Below are 20,802 nucleotides of genomic sequence, written 5' to 3'. Positions count from 1 at the left end.
CTGCATCAGGACGTTCTTTTGTGTGTGCGTGAAGTCGTACCTCTTTTGATACAGTGGAAGGAGCTTTTCCGATCATTCTTCCGATTTCTGCGAAGTTTTTATTCTCGGTAAGTCCTTTCTCAATATCAACACGCTGTTCAAATGTTAAATGTTTCTGATTGCCTTTATTATTCATAATGATCTCCGATCTGCACAGGCAGGCAATCAGCTGCAAGTACATTATACGGAGGCATGAGTATCAAGGACAATAGGGCGAATATCTGTGCAAGATTAATTTCCAGAAATATAGAATTTACTCTTGCATTAAGGTGTGAACTGGAATTTACAATTTCATTTAAGTTATTGATTTTTAACACCTCTTTTCAAATGAAATTTTTATCCTTGAAGTGAACAGATGTTCGATATACAATATAAGCAAGATGTTCGCAGTTCGTCGAACAAATGAGAGGTGAATGCTGTGGGCAATATAACTTTTGGATCATTTATAGCCGAGAAACGCAAGGCGCACAAATTCAATTTACGCGATACAGCCAAGCATTTGAATATTGCTTACGGTTATCTGTGTGATATTGAGCAAAGCCGCCGTCCTGCACCCAATGGAGATTTTGTGGAACGCATCTCTGCCTTTCTGAATTTGGATAAATCAGAACATGAGTTGCTTTTGGATCTGGCTGCAAAATCACGCAATACAGTATCTGCTGATTTGCCAGACTATATCATGGAAAAAGATATTGTTCGGGCAGCCTTGCGTGTGGCAAAAGAAGTAGATGCTACCGATGAAGAATGGCAGACATTTATGAAAATGCTAAAGGAGCGTAAACGATAGGGGGGAGAGCTTTGTCAATTCCACAAATCCGTACAGAAGCAATCGAGGCAGTAGGGCGAAAAATCCTGATGGAATATGATCCCTCTCTGCTATCCGGGCAACCATGTCCTGTGCCAATCGAAACCATTATCGAGACAAAGTTTGATCTAATCCTGGAGTTTCATACACTAAGAAAAAACCCCAAGATATTAGGGGAAACAATTTTCGATGACGGTGCTGTTGTCTTATATGACCAGATACAGAGACAGTATCGAATGATTGCAGTAAGAGCCGGTACAATCTTAATTGATGAACGGCTTTGTGATCCGTCAAAATTAGGGCGGCTCCGTTTTACCTGTGCCCATGAGCTGGCTCATTGGGTACTACATAAGAAGTTGTACTCTGGTACTGGAGATGTTGCTGCTTATAACGGAAATGTTTCTTCCGACGAAAGTCATGGCATAATTGAGCGTCAGGCGGATACTCTGGCTTCTGCTCTGCTGATGCCTTTACCGCAGATCAAAAAATGTTTTTACCGGCTTAAAATAGGCCGGACAGATGAACAGCTCATTGCTGAAATGGCAAATATTTTTGAGGTTTCCAAGCAAGCAATGCAGATTCGTCTAAAATCCAGAAACCTGATATAACCAAATGGGGGAATAGAGAGAGGCACTGCCCTCTCTCACGCTCCTCTGCTATGCTATTTTGTACCTAATATGTTCGCAATATTGCGAACAAGGAGGGATGTTCTATGAGAAAAGAAAGCACAACAATCCAAAAATGTAACAGCAGGCTAACAGCTTTGGGGCTTAACAGCGACGCTGCGTTTCATAGAAGTAAGCTGATTCTAAAGATTTACCGTGATGTAGTCTGGGTTCTGAGTGAACGGGCAGAAGAATTACAAGAAACTGCTTGGATTATGGGAGAACAAGATATAGAGTCTGGCCTCTGCTATCTTGAAAATTTTGCACCAGATATTGAACTGCAAGCCTTTGAAGAAAAAGTTTGCTGCCTTGTTCAAAATCAAATGCTAGTCAATATTATTGACCGTGCACTCCTTCGTCTGAAACGGTATCCGGATCGAGGAGAACTTTACTATGAAATTTTGACTAAGCAATTTATCTATCGGTTCAACAGTACAGAGAAAGAATTGCTGGAAGAACTAAATATAGAGCGCAGTGTCTTTTATGACCGAAAACGAGAAGCCATCTATTTATTTTCTGTTTGCTTGTTTGGATATTCTATTCCAGAAGTCCTGGAGGAGCTGCCCCGACTAAATCCCGACTAAATCCCGACAAATCCCCGACCTAATCCCTACTCCCTTCCGACTTCCGACCTGCTATACTTGTTATAGTGGCAGGAATGCGCTAAATTGAATACTTTTCTACATAAGGCCCGGCATTAACCGGGCTTTTTTCATTCCTGCTGCAATATGGCGGCAGGAACATGGCTGGAGGTGAAAACACTTCCGGCCTTTTTCTTTGCCCGGTATTAGGAGGCCGGTATGCGCTGGGAGGCGTACATAGCAAAATATCCATGACACCGTTCAAATTCGCTGACTACCAAGAATTTGAACGGAGGAAAGGATATGACGAGAGTATTCATTTGGAAAAATAACAGCCCACAGGAATGGGAGGAAATCAGTTTTTCAGCGTTCAGTAAGGCACGCCGCAATGGTTGCTTTACTGGGCGCTTTTTTGTTGAAACAGTCAAAATGTTCCGTGATGAAGATGACCGCATTATCATGGAATGTTCTCGCAAAGATTTTGAAAAATACCAACAGGAGGACCGCCACAGCCGCTATCTCCAGGAACATGAGAAAAGTCGCTCTATATTCCCGGCTTCTCATGTGGGAGATCGTGACGGCACAGAGGAAGGTTATCAGGATACAGATTTGTTTGTGGATGAATCTGTTGATACTGCGGAACAAGCTATTCAGAATTTACTTCTTGAGGATTTACACCAAGCTCTATTGAAACTGAGTCCAGCAGAACGAGATTTTATATTGTCCTATTATGAAATGAAAATACCAAATGCAACTTGTTTAGCCCAACGATATGGTATTACTCGGCAAGCCGCAGATAAGCGATTGAAAAAAATTGAAGAAAAAATAAAAAAGTTGGTTGCGATTTTCTAAAAAAGTGGCAGTAGCAAGTGAGAGGGAAATCCTTTCACTTGCACCTTGACAACCTCATATACGAATCATTAAGTTTGATCCTCTTTGGGCGTAATAGCCGCTACATCAGCGGTATATTTTCTGAGAGCTGCCACTCGCATAACAGGCCAACCCATTTTTGCTGTATAGATGAGTTTTCGGTTTATCAGAAATATATCAGGCTGGAATACATCGGATGGCATCCGGTCATGGCATAACAAGGAGGAAAGCTCTCTTACAGCCATAGTCCGAGCGTGATAATAACCGTCGCAGGCCATGGGTAAGACCAAACGAAGTGGAGGTGAAACTCCTGAGAAGCAGGCCAGCCACCTGCGGCTTAATGATTACCCAAATCCCTGGGGTGTCGTGGACAAGTAAGGGATAAAACAGGCGCTAAATTGAAGGAGACTCTGTAATTTGCAGAGCCTCCTTCTTACATAATCAAATCTCAAAACATAGGAGGATGAACATGAAAGAAGATTGGATTTATAAGCGTGGGGATTTATATTATGCCAATTTGAACCCTTATTTTGGATCAGAGCAAGGCGGCACCCGTCCTGTCCTGGTTCTTCAAAACAATGTGGGGAATTTTTTCTGCCCCACTTTGATCGTAGCTCCACTCACCAGTAAATGGATTAAGAAAAAGGAGCTGCCCACACACTATGCACTGGAGAGCGTTCCAGAGCTTGGACTGAAATCTGTTGTTCTGCTGGAGCAAATTAAAACGATTGATAAAAGGCGTGTTTTATCGTACATTGGGCGCGTATCTCGCGAAGAAATGAGAGCGATTGATGATGCTCTGCAAGTTAGTTTAGATATTCATATTCCGGAGGAAATGGAGGCTCCGTAAGGCCACTTACCGGATAAAGGAGGCGTTTTTATGTTTGAAGCAAGAATTGCGGAATTGAACCGCTTTAATGAACAAAATCCTGTCAGCTATGACAAAAGAACCTATACGGTCGATGAGATTCAGGACATTCTGGGTATCAGTCGTCCCACAGCATATAATCTGGTAAAACAGGGTGTATTCCACAGCGTCAGAGTCGGCGGTCATATCCGCATTTCCAAAAAGAGCTTTGATGACTGGCTGGATCACGCAGATGAATGATTTGTCAAGGATGCCGATCTCCAAATCGACATCCTTAACTTTTTTTCTGCTTTCTCTTACAATGAGGCCATAGCAAGAAAAACTTTATAGAGGAGGCAAAAGCCATGCGAAAACAAAGAGTAAAGACCAGTATGTCTGTACCAGAGATGGGCAAAATGCTTGGGCTTGGTAAAGTAGAATCCTACTGGTTGGTTAAAAAGAACTATTTCAAAACAATTCAAGTGGCCGGACGAATGAGAGTTATGCTGGATAGCTTTGAAGATTGGTATGCCGGCCAGTTCCACTATAAAAAAGTGGATGGTACACCGCCCGGAGAGAAATGGAGGCATACTACGATGTCAGTTCCGGAAATGGCGGATCTTTTGGGGCTGAAATCTGGCACAGCTTATGACCTTGTTAAAAGGGGCTATTTTGAGACGACCTTGATTGATCGAAGAATTCGTATCATTACCAGCAGTTTTGAAGCCTGGTATCAAAAGCAAACTCATTATGTGAAAATCTCAGAAAGGAGCAATGAAAATGGCATCTATCGTGAAGCGTAAAAGCAAATATTCTGTGGTGTATGATTACACAGATGAAAACGGAAAACGCAGACAGCGTTGGGAAACCTTCAGCACAAATGCAGAAGCAAAAAAACGAAAAAAGCAAATTGAGTATGAGCAGGACTCTGGAACCTTCTTTATTCCTACGGCAAAGACCCTGAACGATCTGCTCGATGAATATATGTCCATCTATGGTGTAAATACCTGGGCAATGTCAACATATGAAAGCCGCCGTGGTCTGGCGAGAAACTACATAACTCCTATTATCGGAGATATGTTACTATCCGACATCACTCCAAGGATGATGGATAAGTATTACCGTGATCTGCTCTCTGTGAAAACGGTAAGCGTCAACAACCGCAAACCCACAAGCGAATATCTGACCCCGCATACAGTAAGAGAAATTCACAAGCTACTTCGCAGTGCCTTTAATCAGGCGGTGCGTTGGGAACTAATCAGCCGTAACCCTGTCCTGAATGCGACACTTCCCAAAGAAGAACATAAAGAACGGGATATATGGACTGCCGAAACGCTGAGCAAGGCTATGGAAGTCTGTGATGATCCTATCCTCTCCCTTGCCTTAAATCTGGCGTTCTCCTGCTCTTTACGCATTGGTGAAATGCTGGGCCTTACCTGGGACTGCATTGATATTGCACCACAGAGCATAGAAAATGGTTCAGCTTATATATTCGTCAACAAAGAGCTGCAACGGGTTACACGAGGTGCATTGGACGATTTGAGCGACAAAGGTGTTATTAAGAAGTTTCCACCTTGCATAGCCAGTACCCATACTGCTCTGGTCCTGAAAGAGCCTAAAACCAAAACCAGTATTCGCCGCGTGTACCTGCCGAAAACAGTTGCCTATATGCTGGTAGAGAGAAAAAAAGAAATTGATGAGCTGATGGATCTGTTTGGAGATGAATACATCGACAATAACCTGGTCTTTTGCTCCAGCAATGGCCGTCCGATGGAAAGCCAGGTGATTAACCGTGCTTTCAATAAACTTATCAAAGAAAACGGACTGCCTCATGTTGTATTCCATTCTCTCCGTCACTCCAGTATCACCTACAAGCTGAAACTCAATGGTGGCGATATGAAATCCGTCCAGGGCGACTCTGGTCATGCTCAGGTAAAAATGGTTGCAGATGTCTACTCTCACATCATCGACGAGGATCGCTGCATAAACGCTCAGCGATTGGAGGAAGCATTTTACTCATCCAAGACTCCTGACCCTGTTGAAGATACAGAGCCTAAAACTGCGGATACTGCCGTCACTGAAAGTGATGAAAGTGATGCAGCGAAGATACTGGAACTGCTTAAAAATCCCGAAACTGCCGCACTGCTCAAGCAGCTGGCAAAAGCTTTATAAAGTCCCTCCCTCAGAAGAACGCCTCTCACTTTGTGAGAGGTTTTCTTCGTTTGAACCACTTTGCACAGTGACCAAACACTTTTTTTGTTAGCAAGGTTCTGAAAGCATTTTTGAGCGATGTTAGCAAATTCGCGATTTTGTTTGCAACTTCCTCTAATTTCTGCTAACAAATGTTTGCAAGTTCCTTTGGTAAAAATCGAACCTCTGACTTACCGCCTTTCTTAGCAAAAGGCCAAATCTCGTTAGCAAATGTTAGCAAACCAAGGTTTTTTGCAAAAAAGCCACAAAAGCCGCAGAAATAAGAAAAGCCGAAAACCCTGATAAATCAAAGGTTTTCGGCGTGTTTGCTGGCGTCCCTGGCGGGATTCGAACCCACGGCCTTTCGCTTAGGAGGCGAACGCTCTATCCTGCTGAGCTACAGAGACTTATATTAAATTGAGACTGGCAACGATCACTTTTCCCCGTAAGGCAGCTGGTAGAGCACAACCTTAGGAGGCGGACGCTCTATCCTGCTGAGCTACAGAAACACATCAATTTGTATCATTGATATCTGCGAACCGTATCACACGGTCCGCATTATATAATAACCTATCTTGGGAAAAAAATCAAGCCTCAAATTGCACAGTTCCCTGCATCCATACCTGACCTTTGAATCGGCGGCCTACTTTTGGCTCTCCCAGGAGGTCCTGGCGGTTGATGACAACATGGAAGATCATGTCATTGCAGTCCAGGGTCAGGTCATAAACCTCTTCCTTGGTAATCCGGTTGGCACTCAGCTCAATTCCGGTGATCTCCCCTATTACGGAGTATTGGTCGCATTCAATGCCGCAGGGCATAAAGCAGGTCTCAATAATGGAATACACATCCTCATGGGCGATCCGCCTGGAAACCATGGAGTAAAGGTCAATGTCCTCAATGGTCAGTGTTTCAATAGCATCCTCGTCCCCGCGTTTGGCTGCTTCCAGCAGATTGCTCCTCTTTCTGGCAGCCATTCTGGAATCCTCGGCCTGTTTTTCTGTCTTTTGTATGGGAAGGAGGATCCTGCCCTGCACGCACAGGCCCGAAAGGGCGGCGCCTAAGGGTTTTACAGGCTTATGGCCGGCTTTGCGGAGCCGGTATTCCATGGAGTTTTCTATATAAAAGATAAGAGAGATGCCCACTCTGTATTCATCCAGCAGTCCGGCAAATGTTTCCCGCTCCGTGTGACGCTGGATGGAGCATTCCGCATCCGAACTTATATCCGTGCTTTTCACATAGGGGAAATAATATTCGCGGTTAAATGTTCCCTTTGGACTCATCTCACCAGCCATGGCAACACCCATGCCGGGAGCGGTCTCTACCCGCAGTTCGCAGAACGTACTGCCTTCCCGTTCGGACAACTGTCCGTTCTCCCTGGCTTCTTTTGCAAGACGCCGCAGCAGTTTTTCCATATCCTGTTTCTTCTGGTACATGCTAAACCCAATGGTCCGCATAAACTTATGCATGTGGTCACCTTCTTTCCTAATCTATTATCATAAGCCGTATTTTTTATCAGACAACAATGAGGCAAAAGGAACACCTTCGCCTCATCATCTTTGCCCATTATATACTACTTTATATCAGATTACCAGTATTTTTTCTTTGGACAGGCTAATTTATTCGTTAATTGTATAGATTACTTCAGAGAACGTTCATATAAGACGATCCGGTTCCCGGCGCCGGAGCAGGAAAAGACCTGTTCCCTGTCCAGTATAGCTTCATACTTCCAAGTATTCCCAATCTTATCAGGCTGAATTATCGTTAAATTATAAACAACCTTTATCTATTGACTGAAAACATCACCTGTGTTAGTATGAACTTAGCAAGGGCGGGGCGGTGAGCCATACGTTTGCGGACAACTGCATATCATCGGATGATGGATTCGGGAGAGACTGTCCGGGGGCTGGAGTGATGATCCGGCAGTGACTTAGGGCAGCGCCGAAGGGGAAGCGGAGAACTCTCAGGCAAAAGGACCGGATACCGGACGATACTCTGGAAAGCGATGAGCACCGACGAAGCCAAATCTTTCAGGTCCAAAGACAGAGCGCATGAACATGTTTATTTGTTCATGCGCTTTTTTAACAGTCTTTCAGCGCGGATTTAAATGTCTGCGCATTTTGGGACACTGGACAGCATATGAAGGAGGGTAATGATTTATGGGCACAGAAGTAACTGGCGGCACTGAATTAAGGACACCGCTCTATGACACACATGTAAAGTACAAGGGGAAGATTGTGCCGTTTGCAGGCTATCTGCTGCCGGTGCAGTATGACACAGGTGTGATAGCGGAGCACATGGCAGTGCGCACCAAGTGCGGCCTGTTTGATGTTTCACACATGGGGGAGATCATCTGCAGAGGCAGTGATGCACAAAAGAACCTGAACATGATCCTGACCAATGACTATACGGTCATGGCCGATGGCCAGGCCCGCTACAGCCCCATGTGCAATGAAGATGGCGGTGTGGTGGATGACCTGATCGTGTACAAGGTAAGGGACAACTGCTATTTTATAGTGGTAAATGCAGCAAATAAGGATAAGGATTTCCAGTGGATGAAGGCCCACCAGTTTGGGGACGCGGAATTTGAGGACATTTCAGACAGAGTGGCGCAGCTGGCGCTGCAGGGACCGAAGGCCATGGAGATCCTCAGGAAACTGGCAAAGGAGGAGGATATACCGGAGAAATATTATACTTGTCTCTTTGACCGTATGATCGGGAATATCAAATGCATTATCTCCAAGACCGGTTACACGGGTGAGGACGGGGTGGAGATCTATCTGGCCCCGGAGGACGCGCCGGCCATGTGGGAGATGCTCATGGAGGCAGGACAGGAGGAGGGGCTGATCCCATGCGGGTTAGGGGCCAGGGACACCCTGCGACTGGAGGCATCCATGCCTTTGTACGGACACGAGATGGACGATACCATTTCACCCAAGGAGGCTGGGCTGGGAATATTTGTAAAAATGGATAAAGAGGATTTTATCGGAAAGCAGGCGCTGGTGGATAAAGGCCCCCTGACCAGGAGACGGATCGGCTTAAAGGTGACGGGACGGGGAATCATCAGGGAACATCAGGCGGTTTATGCGGACGGCAGGCGGATTGGGATCACCACCTCCGGCACTCATTGTCCTTATCTGGGATATCCGGTGGCAATGGCTTTAGTGGATGTTGGATATAAGGAACCGGGCACTGTGCTGGAGGTTGAGGTAAGAGGACGGCGGGTGGCCGCAGAAGTGGTGAAGCTGCCTTTCTATAAACGTTGAGAGAATCATATAACAGGAGGTATTGAGATGAATGTTCTGGAGGAATTAAAGTATTCAAAGTCACATGAGTGGGTCAAGATGGTGGATGAGAACACCGCTTTGGTAGGATTATCGGATTATGCCCAGGATGCCCTGGGAGACCTGGTGTTTGTAAACCTGCCGGAAGCAGGGGACGAGGTGACGGCAGGGGAGGCATTTGCAGATGTGGAATCCGTGAAGGCTGTTTCTGATGTGTATTCACCGGTGACAGGCACGGTGGAAGAGGTGAATGAGGCGCTTTTGGACGCGCCGGAGTCCATCAATGAGTCTCCCTATGATGCGTGGCTGGTGAAGATTGGAAGTGTCACGGATACGGAAGAGCTGATGAGCGCTGCTGAGTATGAAGCATATGTAAAGACTCTGGAATAAAAGCATCTTTATTCCATTAGAAATGGGGTGTAATATCATGGGTACTTATGTGCCGAATACGAAGCAGGAACAGCAGGAAATGCTTCATGAGATAGGATTTAACAGTTTTGAGGAAATGTTTTCCCATATACCCGGTGAGGTGATGTTAAAGGACGGCGTTCAGATCCCCTCCGGCCTCAATGAGCAGGCGGTAATGTCCAGGATGGAGGAGATGGCGGAAAAGAATGTGGTGTTCCGGCATATTTTCAGGGGAGCGGGGGCCTACAACCATTACATACCCGCCATTGTCTCCAGCGTGATCTCCAAGGAGGAGTTTGTAACAGCATACACGCCTTACCAGGCGGAGATCAGCCAGGGGATCCTGCAATCCATATTTGAATATCAGACCATGATCTGTGAGCTGACAGGAATGGATGCTTCCAATGCATCGGTGTATGATGGCGCCACCGCGGCGGGGGAGGCTGTGGCCATGTGCAGGGACAGGAAGAGGAGCACTGCGTATGTTTCCGCCGCAGCCAGTCCGGGAACGATCGAAGTGATCAAGACATATTGTTTTGGCAGCAATACCAGAGTGGTCATTGTACCGGAAAAGGACGGGGTCACGGACACACAGGCCCTGGAGGATATGATAAAGGCAGATCCCCAGGCAGCCTGCTTCTACGTGCAGCAGCCAAACTATTACGGCAACCTGGAGGACGGGGAAGGTCTGGGGCGTATTGCCCATGAAGCCGGAGCCAAATATATCATGTCCTGTAATCCCATGGCTTTGGCAGTGATGAAGACGCCGGCTGAATATGGCGCTGACATTGCAGTGGGGGACGGACAGCCCCTTGGAATGCCCCTTGCGTTCGGCGGTCCCTATCTTGGATTCATGGCGGCCACAGCCGCCATGACAAGGAAGCTGCCCGGACGCATTGTGGGGGAGACAACGGACAGCCGGGGTGAGAGGGCGTTTGTCCTTACGCTCCAGGCCAGGGAACAGCATATCCGCAGGGAAAAGGCCAGTTCCAATGTGTGCTCCAACCAGGCGTGGTGTGCCCTGACCGCATCGGTGTATATGACGGCCATGGGGGCAGACGGCATGGAAAAGGCTGCCATGCAGTGTATGTCCAAAGCGCATTATTTCAGGGATGTGCTGAAGCTTGCAGGATTAGAGCCCAGGTATGACCGTGAGTTTTTCCATGAGTTTGTAACAGTAAGCCCGGAGGGCGCATGCAGTGACAGCGCCCATATCCTGGGCGCCCTTGAGAAACAGGGAATCCTGGGCGGCCTGCCCCTGTCCGACAGGGAGATACTCTGGTGTGCCACGGAGATGAACACAAAAGAGGAGATGGATGAAGCTGCATCCATTGTCCGGAATGTGCTGGAATGCGGACATAAGGAGGTGTGCGGCTCATGAAACTTGTATTTGAAAAAGGATCCCAGGGACGAAGGCTGGACCTGATCGGTGAATGGGATGTGCCCATGGTATCATTTGACCGGGACCATTTAAGAAAGTCAAAACCGCGCCTGCCCCATATGTCGGAAAATGAGATCAGCCGCCATTACACGGAGCTGGCAAAGCGCTCCCACGGTGTCAATGACGGGTTCTACCCCCTTGGCTCCTGTACTATGAAGTACAATCCCAAGGTAAATGAACAGGCCGCTGCATTAAAAGGCTTTCAGCGCGTCCACCCCCTGCAGCCCCAGGATACGGTCCAGGGCTCCATGGAGGTGCTGTATCTGGCTGAGAAATACCTCTGTGAGATCACCGGCATGGATGCCATGACCTTCCAGCCCGCGGCCGGCGCTCACGGGGAGTTTACCGGACTGCTTCTGATCAAGGCTTACCATGTGCACAGGAATGATACAAAGCGGACAAAGATCATTGTGCCGGATTCCGCTCACGGAACTAATCCTGCCAGCGCTTCCATGTGCGGCTATGACGTGGTCAGCATTCCGTCCAGGGAGGATGGATGCGTGGACCTGGAGCAGCTGAGGGCAGCCGTAGGTGAAGATACGGCAGGCCTTATGCTTACCAATCCCAATACAGTGGGGCTGTTTGACAAGAATATACTGGATATAACAAGAATCGTCCATGAGGCGGGGGGACTCTGCTATTATGACGGAGCAAACCTGAATGCGGTCATGGGGATCGTGCGTCCCGGCGACATGGGATTTGATGTGGTGCACCTGAACCTGCACAAGACATTTTCCACACCCCATGGCGGCGGCGGTCCGGGCAGCGGGCCTGTGGGCTGCAAATCATTCCTGGAGCCGTATCTGCCCGGTGTGAGAGCAGTGAGATGTGAGGATAAGGGACAGGGCAGGTACGTGTTCCAACGGGGCGGGGAATCCATCGGGGATGTTAAAATGTTCTACGGCAATTTCCTGGTGGTGGTTAAGGCCCTGGCATATATCATAACCCTTGGCAGGGAAGGAATCCCTGAGGCGTCCTCCAACGCGGTCCTGAATGCCAATTACATGAAGGTAAAGCTTTCCGATGTGTATGACATGGCATATGATGAGACATGTATGCATGAGTTTGTAATGAGCCTGGAGAACATGAAACATGAGAATGGCGTTACGGCCATGGATATTGCCAAGGCATTGCTGGATTACGGCATCCATCCGCCCACCATGTACTTCCCTCTGATCGTCCATGAGGCCCTGATGGTGGAGCCAACGGAGACAGAGTCAAGGGAGACATTGGATGAGGCCATTGAGGTATTCCACAGGATCTACCAGGATGCCCTGAGCGCGCCGGAGGAACTTCACGGCGCGCCTCACACCACGCCCATTGGAAGACCGGATGAAGTGACGGCTGCCCGCAAGCCGGTGCTGCGCTACACCTGGGAAAGTGAATGAACATAGGGTGAACTGTCTGCCCGGACAGCGGGATACGTTGTCCGGGCAGGTTTTTCATTCCATAGGAACGTGCTCCTATAACAGGATTCTTTTTATATGAAAGGTGACGGTATGATTGACAGGATCATGTGGATCGACACAGAGAATACATATCCCTACAGGAATCTGGCCATGGAGGAATATATGACTATCCATGTGCCGGAGGGGACCTGCATCCTTTTCCTGTGGCAGAACCGCCATACGGTGGTAATCGGCAGGAACCAGAATTGCTGGAGTGAATGCAAGGTGAATTTCCTGGAGGAGGAAGGGGGATATCTGGTCCGGCGCCTGTCCGGCGGCGGAGCGGTGTTCCACGATCTGGGGAACTTGAACTTTACATTTATTGTAAAGAAAAAAGACTATGACGTATCAAAGCAGCTGGATGTGATCCTGGAGGCGGTCAGAAGCCTGGGGCTGAAGGCGGAGAAAACAGGGCGCAACGACATTACCGTGGACGGGCGCAAATTCTCAGGCAATGCATTCTATCATTCCGGTGACTGCTGTTACCATCACGGAACCGTGCTTCTGAATGCGGACAAAGAGTATATGTCCCGGTATCTGAACGTGCCCAAGGAAAAGCTGGCATCCAAAGGGGTTTCCTCCGTGAAGGCGAGAGTGGCAAACCTGTGCGAATTCTGCCCGGACTTGACTGTGGGCAGGATGAAGGAAGCCCTGGTAGGGGCATTTTCCCGGGTTTATGGGCTGGAGGCTGAAAGAATGTACGAAAGCAGCCTTCCGGAAGATGAGATTGGGACCATGACAGGAAAGTTTGAATCCTGGGAGTGGAAGTATGGAAGAAAGATCCCCTTTGAATATGAGATGGGACGCAGGTTTTCCTGGGGCGGTATCCAGATGCAGTTTCATGTGGATGAGGGAAAGATACGGGAAGTGAATGTGTTTTCCGATGCAATGGAGCAGGAGATGATCGGAGATCTGGCAGTCTGCCTTAAGGGCTGCCCCTATGATGAAGCCGCTGTGTGCGGTGGGATGGAGAAGGTGGGCCGGACTCATGGGGAGGGCGCCAAAATAAGTGACATCATAACACTTGTTAAAGAGTGTATGTAAGGAAAAATGTGAGTAATTCTGTACATATAGGGTAAGCTTAAAGGGAAGAGAGGTTTGGATATATGGCGGACAGACTGAATCTGGTGGTGATCGGGGCCGGACCGGGAGGGTATGAGGCTGCGATCGAGGGTGCAAAAAAGGGAATGAAGGTCGCATTGGTGGAGAACAGGGAGTTGGGAGGTACCTGCCTGAACAGGGGGTGTATCCCTACAAAGACCATCCTGCACACGGCTGATCTGTACCATGAACTCCAGGCAGGGCCTTCCATAGGGCTTGCGGTATCCGGTGCGGAGGTTGATATGAATGCGGTCCAGATACGCAAAGGCGAGGTACTGGAACAGCTGCGAAAGGGCATTGCCTCGTTGATGAGAATGAATAAAATATCCGTGTATTACGGCACGGGCACCATTATAGACAGAAATATGGTAAAGGTAACCATGACAAAAGGGGAAGCTGCAGAGGGCCCTGTGATGCTGGAGACGGATCACATTTTAATCGCAACCGGCTCCGTGCCCGCCTGCCCGCCTATCCCGGGTTCTGATCTGCCCGGGGTGGTGACCAGTGATGGACTGTTGGAAAAAACAGACATGTTTGAACATCTGGTCATCATAGGCGGCGGTGTCATTGGGATGGAGTTCGCCTCTGTTTACACCGCCCTTGGACGTAAGGTTACTGTGATCGAGGCACTGGACCGGATCCTTCCGGGAATGGATAAAGAGATTGCCCAGAACCTGAAAATGATCCTTAAGAAGCGCGGGGCAGAGATCCATGCCGGTGCAAAGGTGGAGTCCATCCAGGCAGCAGGGGATGGATCCGGCCTCATATGCCGGTATGTGGAAAAAGAAAAGCCCTGTGAAGCCAGGGCGGATGGAATCCTCATAGCCACGGGCAGGAAGGCATATACAGAGGGGCTTATTACACAGGAGAGCAGCCCTCAGATACAGGCCATGGCCATGGAACGGGGCAGGATCGTTATCAATGAATACTATGAAACCAGTGTTCCCGGTATATATGGGGTGGGTGATGTCACGGGCGGCATTCAGCTGGCCCATGCTGCCACTGCCCAGGGCCGAAACGCCGTATCCCATATGGCGGGAGAGATCATGGAGATCCGCACGGAGGTGGTGCCCTCCTGCGTTTACACCAGCCCTGAGATCGGATGCGTGGGCATCAGCGCGGATGAAGCAAAGGAGCAGGGGCGTCCGGTCATTACAAAGAAATACCTGATGTCTGCCAATGGGAAGTCCGTTCTGTCCCAGCAGGAACGGGGATTGATCAAGGTGGTGGCTGACAGCGAAAGCCACAGGATCCTGGGCGCCCAGATGATGTGTGCCAGGGCAACGGACATGATCAGCCAGTTTGGGGTGGCTATTGTAAACGGCCTGACGCTGGAAGATGTGGCCAGGGCCATTTTCCCCCACCCCACGTTCAGCGAGGGGATCCTGGAGGCTGTGCGGGATTAAGAGTATATGACTGAGTAAATCTATGAATGATGACAGGAGGTGCCGGGATGTGCGGAAGATATCACTTCAGCTTTGATCTGATGGATGAGGTGGCAGGGCTGGTGGAAGGGACGGATTGGAAGCTGGAGCTGGGCCTGATGGATAAGGATATCCATCCAGGGGAAATCGCTCCTGTGATCACGGCCCGGACAGAGGCGGCTTATGGCGGGGAATATCAGAAAGGCGCCCCCGAAATCCAGAACCACAGGCAGGGAACCGGCGGTCCCGGACTTCAGATCCGCAGGCAGAGATGGGGATTTCCCGGACCGGGAGGCAAGGGGCTGGTCTTTAACGCCAGGTCGGAGTCGGTAACGGAAAAGCCCATGTTCCGGGAGGGCGTGGCCAGGAGACGCGTGGCTGTCCCGGTGTCCTGGTTTTATGAGTGGAATAAGAGCAAGGAAAAGTATACTTTTACCAGGGAGGGCAGCAGGGTGCTGTTCCTGGCGGGTTTTTATAATAGGTACCAGGACGGGGAGCATTTTGTGATTCTCACAACAGAGGCCAACAGCTCCATGGCTCCGGTCCACAGCCGTATGCCTCTGATCCTTGATAAGGACCAGGTCAGGGACTGGATCCTTGACAGTGACAGGACAAGGGAACTGCTGGGGCAGGTGTCCCCTGAGCTATTAAAGTCATGTGAGTATGAGCAGCAAACCCTTTTTTAGGGAAAAAATCAGTTAGTTGGAAAACTCTGTCATTGCCTTCCCGCCTTATTTCAATTATACTATTTGAAACGGCCGGGTTTTGGCCCGGGTATTAAGTGCCGGTGATCGCGGAGGATACTATGACAGAAGAGAAATCCAAGTTCCATGACCGGGAACAAAGGGCGGAAGGAAAGGCGGTCAATATGCAGTTTGCGCTCCTTTCCGCCCTGGGAATGTTCTTTGTGGTGGACGGACATCTGAATAACAGTTATCTGGATATTGGGGGTCTGTTTCCCTATTATTCATTCCATATGCCCTTGTTTGCTTTTATATCAGGGTATTTTTACAGGCCGGGCAGCGAGGAACGGATAGGGGAGTATGCCAGGAAAAAGATACTGCGCCTGCTGGGCCCGTATATGGCGTACAACCTGATCTACGGGATCGCGGCACAGTTCCTCCACGGGGCGGGCTTTTCTTTTGGGGGCAGCCTCAGCTTCAGGAGCCTGTTCCTGGAGCCGTTTATGACAGGGCATCAGTTTGAATATAACCTGGCGGCCTGGTTTGTTCCCGCCCTGTTCCTGGTGGAGATGGCAAATGTGCTGCTGCGCCGGGGAGTGAAAGGACTTAGAACGTCCGGGACCGCGTGGAATGAGTATGGTATCACGGTTCTGTACCTCCTCATCGGTGCAGGGGGGATCTCCATTGCCATGAGCGGACGGTTCCGGCAGGGATGGCTGACCCTGGTGCGCATGATGTTCCTGCTTCCCTGCTACCAGTGGGGAACTCTGTACAGGCAAAAACTGGAGGAAAAGGACCGGGCTGGAAGTCTCCTGTATATGGGAGTACTGATCGCCATCCAGTTCATTCTCGTGCTGTCGGGCCGTCCCCTGATCTACTCCGTGGCGTTCTGCAACGGCTTTACCGGGCTGCTGCTGCCTTATGTGACGGCTGCCACAGGGATCGCCTTCTGGCTGAGGGTGTCCCGCATAGGCGCCGGGGTGGTGAAGAACAGCGCCGCCCTGCGGTATTTCGGCGGACATACATATGCGGTGATGATGCACCATGTCATGGCACTGATGGTGTTAAAGACCCTGTTTGCCGCATTTGCGAAATATACGTCCCTGTTTATGGGATTTAGTTTTGAACAGTATAAGACAGACCTTTGGTACTGTTATTTTCCCAAGGACCTGCCTCAGTTCCGTGTGCTATATTTAATCTGGGCCATTGCCCTGCCGCTTGTGTTCCAGTATCTGTTAGACCGGGTCAAAGGTGTGTGCCGGAAAGGGAGGATGCCCTCTTCCTGGGCTCCGCCGGCTTGAGAGGATAGCTGTGGTGGAGTACCAGATTATTCACCGTGTCCCGGCGTGTCTCATAATAGATCTTGATGACACGCCGGGCTATTTTTTCCGTATCTTCCCCGGATACGCCGGGTATGATATCGTTTTCTTCTATTTCCCCGGCGATCAGGTCCATATCCTTCGCGGATATGAGACGGGGCATGAAGATAACAAACTCATCGATCCTGCATTCCATGGCGCCCCTGTTGTACAGGCCGGTAAGCCAATCGCGGTCCGCAATATACTGAAGCCGGCTGTTTTCTGCCTCCAGCTGTTTTTTGTCATCCTGCCGGGATCTGTGTATTTGGACTGTCTCATATCTCATTCCTCCTCTTTATATTCCCCCTTATGTCTTATTCCCCTTCATGCGGGACTGTTGGTTGCTGCCCGAAGGACTCCATACAGCGGTCCATAGCACGCTCCACGTTTGAAAAGGATATAGGTTTCATACAAAAATAGGTGATGCCCATGAAATCTCATCTGTAAACAGTGCTGCATTTCCTCAATAACACGGTGACCGCTGCCCTGAGGATCAGGGATGACGGCATGTGGAGATATATGTGGAAAATACCGCTTTTTTCCACCCTGTTCGGACTTTTGTACTGTACTGTTACGGATGTCTATGCCTTTGCATCCTGGCAGTTTCTTGTTTCACGGTACCTGGTGCTGTTTGGCACCTGGCCGTGGTGCAGTCCTATATCAGCCGGGATGACAGGGATGGCTTAAGGGAATATATTGAGATCTATAAGACGGAACTTCCTCCGGATATCACAGAGGTTTACTGCCGTAACCAGGTGATCAACGCTCTGGTCTGTTATTACGCGGCACTGGCCAGAAAGGACCGGATCCAGTTTGACGCCCAGGTGAGTTATCCGGATAACTGTCCGGTATCAGATACTGAGGCCACGGTGATCCTGGGTAATATGCTGGAAAATGCAGTGGATGCGTGCCAACGGGAGAGTGGGACAAGGAAAATCATCCGTCTGCGCATCCGCCAGAGAAAGGAGAGCAGTCTGCTCTTTATTACTGATAATACTTGTACCGTGCCGGTCCGTTTTACCGAGGATATGAAAGTACCCCTTTCCTCCAAACGGAAAGGGGCGGGAATCGGTATTATGTCGATCCGGGAAATTGCAGATCGATATGACGGGGACGTTCGGTTTGAGCAGAAGGAGGGTATGTTCTATGCTTCCGTATCCCTGCAGTTTCCCTATGAGGATTCCTCTATATCTGGCTGTCATTCATGGGAATGATCAGCGCCGCGATGAAATAGGCGATGATTCCGGGACCGGAGCATATAAAGATGGCCCAGATCAGTCGGACGATGGTGGGGTCAATATTAAGGTATTCCCCCAGACCGCCGCATACGCCGCACAGCATTTTGTTGTTATTGGAACGGTATAATTTTCTATCCATAGTATTCACTCCTACTCGTATTATAAATGTTCATCAAAATTGACCAGTATGGACCCTACGCCGCATTCAAGTTCCATGGTGTAGGGGGCGTCATTGTTCACATGGGTCTCATGGGACAGCATGGTGTAGTGTGAGCTACCCACCTGAATGGTTCCCACTCCGCATTCGATCTTGTAATTGTAGTCACTTTGGCGGCCGGACAGGTTGAGGACCACGTCCCCCACACCGGTCTCCAGTTCCACATCCCCGGTAACGGTTCCGGTAAAGGTAACGGCACCCACTCCGGTGTCAATATCCAGCTTGGATGTGTGGATCTGGCTGATCTGGCATGCGGCGGCGCCCATGTCCACGGATACCTTGTCAAACTGGTAACCGGAGGGAACCAGGACTTCTATCCGGGGGTCGTCCACCCTGTGCCGCAGCTCATCCCGTTTGATTTTTAAGGTTTCTTTGTCCATATAGCACTGGGTTGCATTGAATCGGTCCGTGACATTGATCTCAATCTGGGAAATGCCCTCCGCTTCACGGATCCGGAGAGAACCGCGGTCCACATCCACATCCATCTTCCTGGCATTCCTGAAGTCATCGTTTGCCCAAGTCTGCTGTGTTCCATTGATTCCGGAGACATCCGTAAAATCATCATCCGTGTAGTCATCATCCGTGTAATCATCATCTGTATAATCCCAGTCATCCCACTGGGCCCAGTGGTGACCGCCTCCGTAATACCAGATCCTGTTCCATATACGCCGGGGAATACGGTTGGAAAAGCGGCCCCCAAGAGCAGCGGACACAGAGGTGATTCCAATGCCTGCCAGCAGTAGGATCAATCCGGTGAGTGCGCAGAATTTAGTAAACTTTTTCATGATTTGCACCTCCCTCTGTGGAGTAAGCGGTTAAAGGTGTTGATAATGCTGCGGATCAGGAAGGGAAGGAACCTTCCGTAAAACAGGACCGCAAGCGCCAGCAGCAGGACTCCGATCCCCAGGAGGATCAGCCCTGTGCCGGAAATAAAGAATCCGTCCAGGGGCTGGGTAAACATATGGATGATCCCAAAGGGGATCATGGCCACCCCGCTGATGAGCATGGCGGCAGTGAGGACGCCTATGAGTACCAGGGCACCCACCAGAAGCCCCAGAAGTCCTCCTGCAATACCCAGGACTCCGCCGCCCAGACCTATGAGCATGGGAGATATGATTATAATAAGGATGACCCAGAGTATGATCTTTAGGGTATTGCTTGTTTGGGGCCGGCTGTGTTTTGGATCATGGGACTGCTGCCCGCTCTGCCAGTCCCGGCCGTGTCCTGTTTCGTCCTGCCAGTCCTGGCTGGGCTCTGTTTTGCTGTAGTCCGTTTTGCTGTTATCCCGCCCTTCCTGCTCCTGCCTCTCAGGCAGGTCAAAGCGCCTGGCTACCTGATAGTTGGGATCCCTGAAACGTTCGTCCTGATAGCCGCTCTCTGTAAATTCGCCGCCGTTTTCCAGGTGGCCGGCTATATCGGAACGGATGATAGCAGCGATCCGTTCCGGGCTTCCCAATTCCCGGATCACTTCATCTTCCCGCTCAGGTCCGGCTTCATCAAAATAATCCATATAATATTGAAGAGCATCTTCTTTGTCTTCATCCTGTATATCCTGTAAGAGATATGCAAGCTCTTTCATAAACCCATCCCTGGTCATAGACTAGCCTCCTTAAATATCTGGGATATCTTCTGTGAATAAGTTGCCCATTCACCCCGGTACAGATTCAGCTGCACCCGGCCTTTTTCCGTAATTTTATAATATCTGCGGTTTCTGCCGTCAATGGCCATGTCATATACCTCAAGGCAGTCTTCCTTCTGAAGCCGCCGAAGCACCGGATATAAGGTGGATTCGGATATATCGATGGCACACCGTACATCCTGGGTGATCTTGTAACCATAAGTCCCGTCCGCATCCCTGGACACCACTGCAAGCACCACAGCGTCCAAAAGTGCAGAGCCTGTGTTGAATATCATAAGCACCCCTCTGTTCTGTTGTTATTCATATTATTGGCTGCGTCATATTATATATCGTATAATATAACTATACTATACAGCATATAATATTATATGTCAATAAAAGAAAATCAAAAGATAATGTTATAATTTCTTAAATCTCTTTAGAAACTATTTAGCAACAGGTCAAATTTTTGTCACAAATTCCAGGTATACTTTAACCATAAACAAGCAGTCAGAGCTTTTAATATAGATTCATATATAAGCCGGTGGGATTGGCAGAGGGCCTTTCTTACCGGCTCAACCTATTTTA

Annotated in this window: 24 protein-coding genes, 1 tRNA gene and 1 riboswitch; of the genes, 17 read left to right on the top strand and 8 right to left on the bottom strand. The window is 49.1% G+C overall.

The window, feature by feature from the left end:
- Positions 1–175 (bottom strand): helix-turn-helix domain-containing protein (locus HMPREF9469_RS33775; protein ID WP_007862351.1); only part of this gene is annotated, 175 nt, incomplete at its 3' end.
- 282 nt (positions 176–457) lie between these two features.
- On the opposite strand from HMPREF9469_RS33775, the gene HMPREF9469_RS12330 reads away from it, so the two are divergent.
- The 8 genes from HMPREF9469_RS12330 to HMPREF9469_RS12290 all read left to right on the top strand — a co-directional run bounded on the left by HMPREF9469_RS12330 (position 458) and on the right by HMPREF9469_RS12290 (position 5,979).
- Entirely contained in the window at positions 458–826 is a 369-nt protein-coding gene (locus HMPREF9469_RS12330) for a helix-turn-helix domain-containing protein (RefSeq protein ID WP_002569119.1), read from the top strand.
- Positions 827–837: 11 nt separating this feature from the next.
- Positions 838–1,452: an ImmA/IrrE family metallo-endopeptidase gene (locus tag HMPREF9469_RS12325; RefSeq protein ID WP_002592912.1), complete on the top strand. Its 615-nt coding sequence runs from the start codon at positions 838–840 to the stop codon at positions 1,450–1,452.
- A 104-nt stretch (positions 1,453–1,556) separates the two neighbouring features.
- Positions 1,557–2,093 (top strand): hypothetical protein, encoded by a 537-nt coding sequence (locus HMPREF9469_RS12320; protein ID WP_002592913.1) that lies wholly within the window; start codon positions 1,557–1,559, stop codon positions 2,091–2,093.
- A gap of 300 nt (positions 2,094–2,393) precedes the next feature.
- Positions 2,394–2,942, top strand: coding sequence for a sigma-70 family RNA polymerase sigma factor (locus HMPREF9469_RS12315; RefSeq protein ID WP_006059623.1), 549 nt, complete (start codon positions 2,394–2,396; stop codon positions 2,940–2,942).
- A 487-nt stretch (positions 2,943–3,429) separates the two neighbouring features.
- Complete coding sequence (locus tag HMPREF9469_RS12305; protein ID WP_002569115.1) at positions 3,430–3,810, top strand: type II toxin-antitoxin system PemK/MazF family toxin; 381 nt, start codon at positions 3,430–3,432, stop codon at positions 3,808–3,810.
- 30 nt (positions 3,811–3,840) lie between these two features.
- The gene (locus HMPREF9469_RS12300) at positions 3,841–4,068 is read left to right on the top strand and encodes a helix-turn-helix domain-containing protein (protein ID WP_002569114.1); all 228 of its coding nucleotides are present in this window, start codon (positions 3,841–3,843) and stop codon (positions 4,066–4,068) included.
- A 104-nt stretch (positions 4,069–4,172) separates the two neighbouring features.
- Positions 4,173–4,610 carry a helix-turn-helix domain-containing protein gene (locus HMPREF9469_RS12295; protein ID WP_007862347.1) on the top strand — a complete coding sequence of 146 codons (438 nt, stop codon included), beginning with the start codon at positions 4,173–4,175 and terminating at the stop codon, positions 4,608–4,610.
- Positions 4,588–5,979 carry a tyrosine-type recombinase/integrase gene (locus HMPREF9469_RS12290; protein WP_007862346.1) on the top strand — a complete coding sequence of 464 codons (1,392 nt, stop codon included), beginning with the start codon at positions 4,588–4,590 and terminating at the stop codon, positions 5,977–5,979. The genes HMPREF9469_RS12295 and HMPREF9469_RS12290 overlap by 23 nt, the downstream gene beginning before the upstream one ends.
- A gap of 348 nt (positions 5,980–6,327) precedes the next feature.
- On the opposite strand, the gene HMPREF9469_RS12285 is transcribed toward HMPREF9469_RS12290, so the two are convergent.
- Together HMPREF9469_RS12285 and HMPREF9469_RS12280 are read right to left on the bottom strand one after the other, a co-directional pair.
- Positions 6,328–6,404: transfer RNA gene (locus HMPREF9469_RS12285), tRNA-Arg, on the bottom strand.
- Between the two features lie 180 nt (positions 6,405–6,584).
- Positions 6,585–7,463 carry a DUF3881 family protein gene (locus tag HMPREF9469_RS12280; RefSeq protein ID WP_007862344.1) on the bottom strand — a complete coding sequence of 293 codons (879 nt, stop codon included), beginning with the start codon at positions 7,461–7,463 and terminating at the stop codon, positions 6,585–6,587.
- A gap of 407 nt (positions 7,464–7,870) precedes the next feature.
- Positions 7,871–7,983: riboswitch (glycine riboswitch) on the top strand.
- A gap of 170 nt (positions 7,984–8,153) precedes the next feature.
- On the opposite strand from HMPREF9469_RS12280, the gene gcvT reads away from it, so the two are divergent.
- The 8 genes from gcvT (at position 8,154) to HMPREF9469_RS12240 (ending at position 17,084) form a co-directional block, all read left to right on the top strand.
- A complete protein-coding gene (gene gcvT, locus HMPREF9469_RS12275) occupies positions 8,154–9,260 on the top strand; it encodes a glycine cleavage system aminomethyltransferase GcvT (protein ID WP_007862341.1) in 1,107 nt (368 codons plus the stop codon).
- Between the two features lie 27 nt (positions 9,261–9,287).
- Positions 9,288–9,668 carry a glycine cleavage system protein GcvH gene (gcvH, locus tag HMPREF9469_RS12270; RefSeq protein ID WP_007862338.1) on the top strand — a complete coding sequence of 127 codons (381 nt, stop codon included), beginning with the start codon at positions 9,288–9,290 and terminating at the stop codon, positions 9,666–9,668.
- Between the two features lie 37 nt (positions 9,669–9,705).
- Positions 9,706–11,067: an aminomethyl-transferring glycine dehydrogenase subunit GcvPA gene (gene gcvPA, locus HMPREF9469_RS12265; protein WP_040416055.1), complete on the top strand. Its 1,362-nt coding sequence runs from the start codon at positions 9,706–9,708 to the stop codon at positions 11,065–11,067.
- Entirely contained in the window at positions 11,064–12,515 is a 1,452-nt protein-coding gene (gcvPB, locus tag HMPREF9469_RS12260; protein ID WP_007862336.1) for an aminomethyl-transferring glycine dehydrogenase subunit GcvPB, read from the top strand. Before gcvPA ends, gcvPB begins: the two co-directional genes overlap by 4 nt.
- Before the next feature lie 111 nt (positions 12,516–12,626).
- Positions 12,627–13,619 (top strand): lipoate--protein ligase, encoded by a 993-nt coding sequence (locus HMPREF9469_RS12255; RefSeq protein ID WP_050814459.1) that lies wholly within the window; start codon positions 12,627–12,629, stop codon positions 13,617–13,619.
- A 62-nt stretch (positions 13,620–13,681) separates the two neighbouring features.
- On the top strand, positions 13,682–15,082 hold the full coding sequence (gene lpdA / locus HMPREF9469_RS12250; RefSeq protein WP_007862333.1) for a dihydrolipoyl dehydrogenase: 1,401 nt from the start codon (positions 13,682–13,684) through the stop codon (positions 15,080–15,082).
- 47 nt (positions 15,083–15,129) lie between these two features.
- On the top strand, positions 15,130–15,786 hold the full coding sequence (locus HMPREF9469_RS12245) for an SOS response-associated peptidase (protein WP_007862332.1): 657 nt from the start codon (positions 15,130–15,132) through the stop codon (positions 15,784–15,786).
- Between the two features lie 119 nt (positions 15,787–15,905).
- Entirely contained in the window at positions 15,906–17,084 is a 1,179-nt protein-coding gene (locus tag HMPREF9469_RS12240) for an acyltransferase family protein (RefSeq protein ID WP_007862331.1), read from the top strand.
- On the opposite strand, the gene HMPREF9469_RS12235 is transcribed toward HMPREF9469_RS12240, so the two are convergent.
- Entirely contained in the window at positions 17,029–17,427 is a 399-nt protein-coding gene (locus HMPREF9469_RS12235) for a hypothetical protein (RefSeq protein ID WP_007862330.1), read from the bottom strand. The genes HMPREF9469_RS12240 and HMPREF9469_RS12235 overlap by 56 nt on opposite strands.
- 223 nt (positions 17,428–17,650) lie before the next feature.
- On the opposite strand from HMPREF9469_RS12235, the gene HMPREF9469_RS30665 reads away from it, so the two are divergent.
- The gene (locus HMPREF9469_RS30665) at positions 17,651–18,355 is read left to right on the top strand and encodes an ATP-binding protein (RefSeq protein WP_050814458.1); all 705 of its coding nucleotides are present in this window, start codon (positions 17,651–17,653) and stop codon (positions 18,353–18,355) included.
- On the opposite strand, the gene HMPREF9469_RS12225 is transcribed toward HMPREF9469_RS30665, so the two are convergent.
- From HMPREF9469_RS12225 to HMPREF9469_RS12210, 4 genes are read right to left on the bottom strand one after another with little or no spacing between them, the layout of a single operon-like run.
- A complete protein-coding gene (locus tag HMPREF9469_RS12225; protein WP_007862327.1) occupies positions 18,327–18,518 on the bottom strand; it encodes a PspC domain-containing protein in 192 nt (63 codons plus the stop codon). The two genes, HMPREF9469_RS30665 and HMPREF9469_RS12225, sit on opposite strands and share 29 nt — an antisense overlap.
- 20 nt (positions 18,519–18,538) lie before the next feature.
- Entirely contained in the window at positions 18,539–19,381 is an 843-nt protein-coding gene (locus HMPREF9469_RS12220) for a DUF4097 family beta strand repeat-containing protein (protein WP_007862326.1), read from the bottom strand.
- Positions 19,378–20,193 (bottom strand): DUF1700 domain-containing protein, encoded by an 816-nt coding sequence (locus HMPREF9469_RS12215; protein ID WP_007862325.1) that lies wholly within the window; start codon positions 20,191–20,193, stop codon positions 19,378–19,380. The genes HMPREF9469_RS12220 and HMPREF9469_RS12215 overlap by 4 nt, the downstream gene beginning before the upstream one ends.
- Positions 20,190–20,510 (bottom strand): PadR family transcriptional regulator, encoded by a 321-nt coding sequence (locus HMPREF9469_RS12210; RefSeq protein ID WP_007862324.1) that lies wholly within the window; start codon positions 20,508–20,510, stop codon positions 20,190–20,192. The genes HMPREF9469_RS12215 and HMPREF9469_RS12210 overlap by 4 nt, the downstream gene beginning before the upstream one ends.
- Between the last annotated feature and the right edge of the window lie 292 nt (positions 20,511–20,802).

The organism is [Clostridium] citroniae WAL-17108 (genome assembly GCF_000233455.1).
Taxonomy (GTDB): Bacteria; Bacillota; Clostridia; order Lachnospirales; family Lachnospiraceae; genus Enterocloster; species Enterocloster citroniae.
The sequence above is the reverse complement of the archived record's forward strand: the minus strand, read 5'-3'. Positions and strand labels throughout refer to the sequence as shown.

Bases quoted from the DNA above. Each gene is read 5' to 3' on its own strand.
- gcvPA (WP_040416055.1), top strand. From the start codon at position 9,706: ATGGGTACTTATGTGCCGAATACGAAGCAGGAACAGCAGGAAATGCTT.
- HMPREF9469_RS12225 (WP_007862327.1), bottom strand. From the start codon at position 18,518: ATGGATAGAAAATTATACCGTTCCAATAACAACAAAATGCTGTGCGGC.
- HMPREF9469_RS12320 (WP_002592913.1), top strand. From the start codon at position 1,557: ATGAGAAAAGAAAGCACAACAATCCAAAAATGTAACAGCAGGCTAACA.
- HMPREF9469_RS12300 (WP_002569114.1), top strand. From the start codon at position 3,841: ATGTTTGAAGCAAGAATTGCGGAATTGAACCGCTTTAATGAACAAAAT.
- gcvH (WP_007862338.1), top strand. From the start codon at position 9,288: ATGAATGTTCTGGAGGAATTAAAGTATTCAAAGTCACATGAGTGGGTC.
- gcvPB (WP_007862336.1), top strand. From the start codon at position 11,064: ATGAAACTTGTATTTGAAAAAGGATCCCAGGGACGAAGGCTGGACCTG.
- HMPREF9469_RS12305 (WP_002569115.1), top strand. From the start codon at position 3,430: ATGAAAGAAGATTGGATTTATAAGCGTGGGGATTTATATTATGCCAAT.
- gcvT (WP_007862341.1), top strand. From the start codon at position 8,154: ATGGGCACAGAAGTAACTGGCGGCACTGAATTAAGGACACCGCTCTAT.
- HMPREF9469_RS12240 (WP_007862331.1), top strand. From the start codon at position 15,906: ATGACAGAAGAGAAATCCAAGTTCCATGACCGGGAACAAAGGGCGGAA.
- HMPREF9469_RS12315 (WP_006059623.1), top strand. From the start codon at position 2,394: ATGACGAGAGTATTCATTTGGAAAAATAACAGCCCACAGGAATGGGAG.
- HMPREF9469_RS12290 (WP_007862346.1), top strand. From the start codon at position 4,588: ATGGCATCTATCGTGAAGCGTAAAAGCAAATATTCTGTGGTGTATGAT.
- HMPREF9469_RS12295 (WP_007862347.1), top strand. From the start codon at position 4,173: ATGCGAAAACAAAGAGTAAAGACCAGTATGTCTGTACCAGAGATGGGC.
- HMPREF9469_RS12255 (WP_050814459.1), top strand. From the start codon at position 12,627: ATGATTGACAGGATCATGTGGATCGACACAGAGAATACATATCCCTAC.
- HMPREF9469_RS12220 (WP_007862326.1), bottom strand. From the start codon at position 19,381: ATGAAAAAGTTTACTAAATTCTGCGCACTCACCGGATTGATCCTACTG.
- lpdA (WP_007862333.1), top strand. From the start codon at position 13,682: ATGGCGGACAGACTGAATCTGGTGGTGATCGGGGCCGGACCGGGAGGG.
- HMPREF9469_RS12210 (WP_007862324.1), bottom strand. From the start codon at position 20,510: ATGATATTCAACACAGGCTCTGCACTTTTGGACGCTGTGGTGCTTGCA.
- HMPREF9469_RS12215 (WP_007862325.1), bottom strand. From the start codon at position 20,193: ATGACCAGGGATGGGTTTATGAAAGAGCTTGCATATCTCTTACAGGAT.
- HMPREF9469_RS12245 (WP_007862332.1), top strand. From the start codon at position 15,130: ATGTGCGGAAGATATCACTTCAGCTTTGATCTGATGGATGAGGTGGCA.
- HMPREF9469_RS12280 (WP_007862344.1), bottom strand. From the start codon at position 7,463: ATGCATAAGTTTATGCGGACCATTGGGTTTAGCATGTACCAGAAGAAA.
- HMPREF9469_RS12235 (WP_007862330.1), bottom strand. From the start codon at position 17,427: ATGAGATATGAGACAGTCCAAATACACAGATCCCGGCAGGATGACAAA.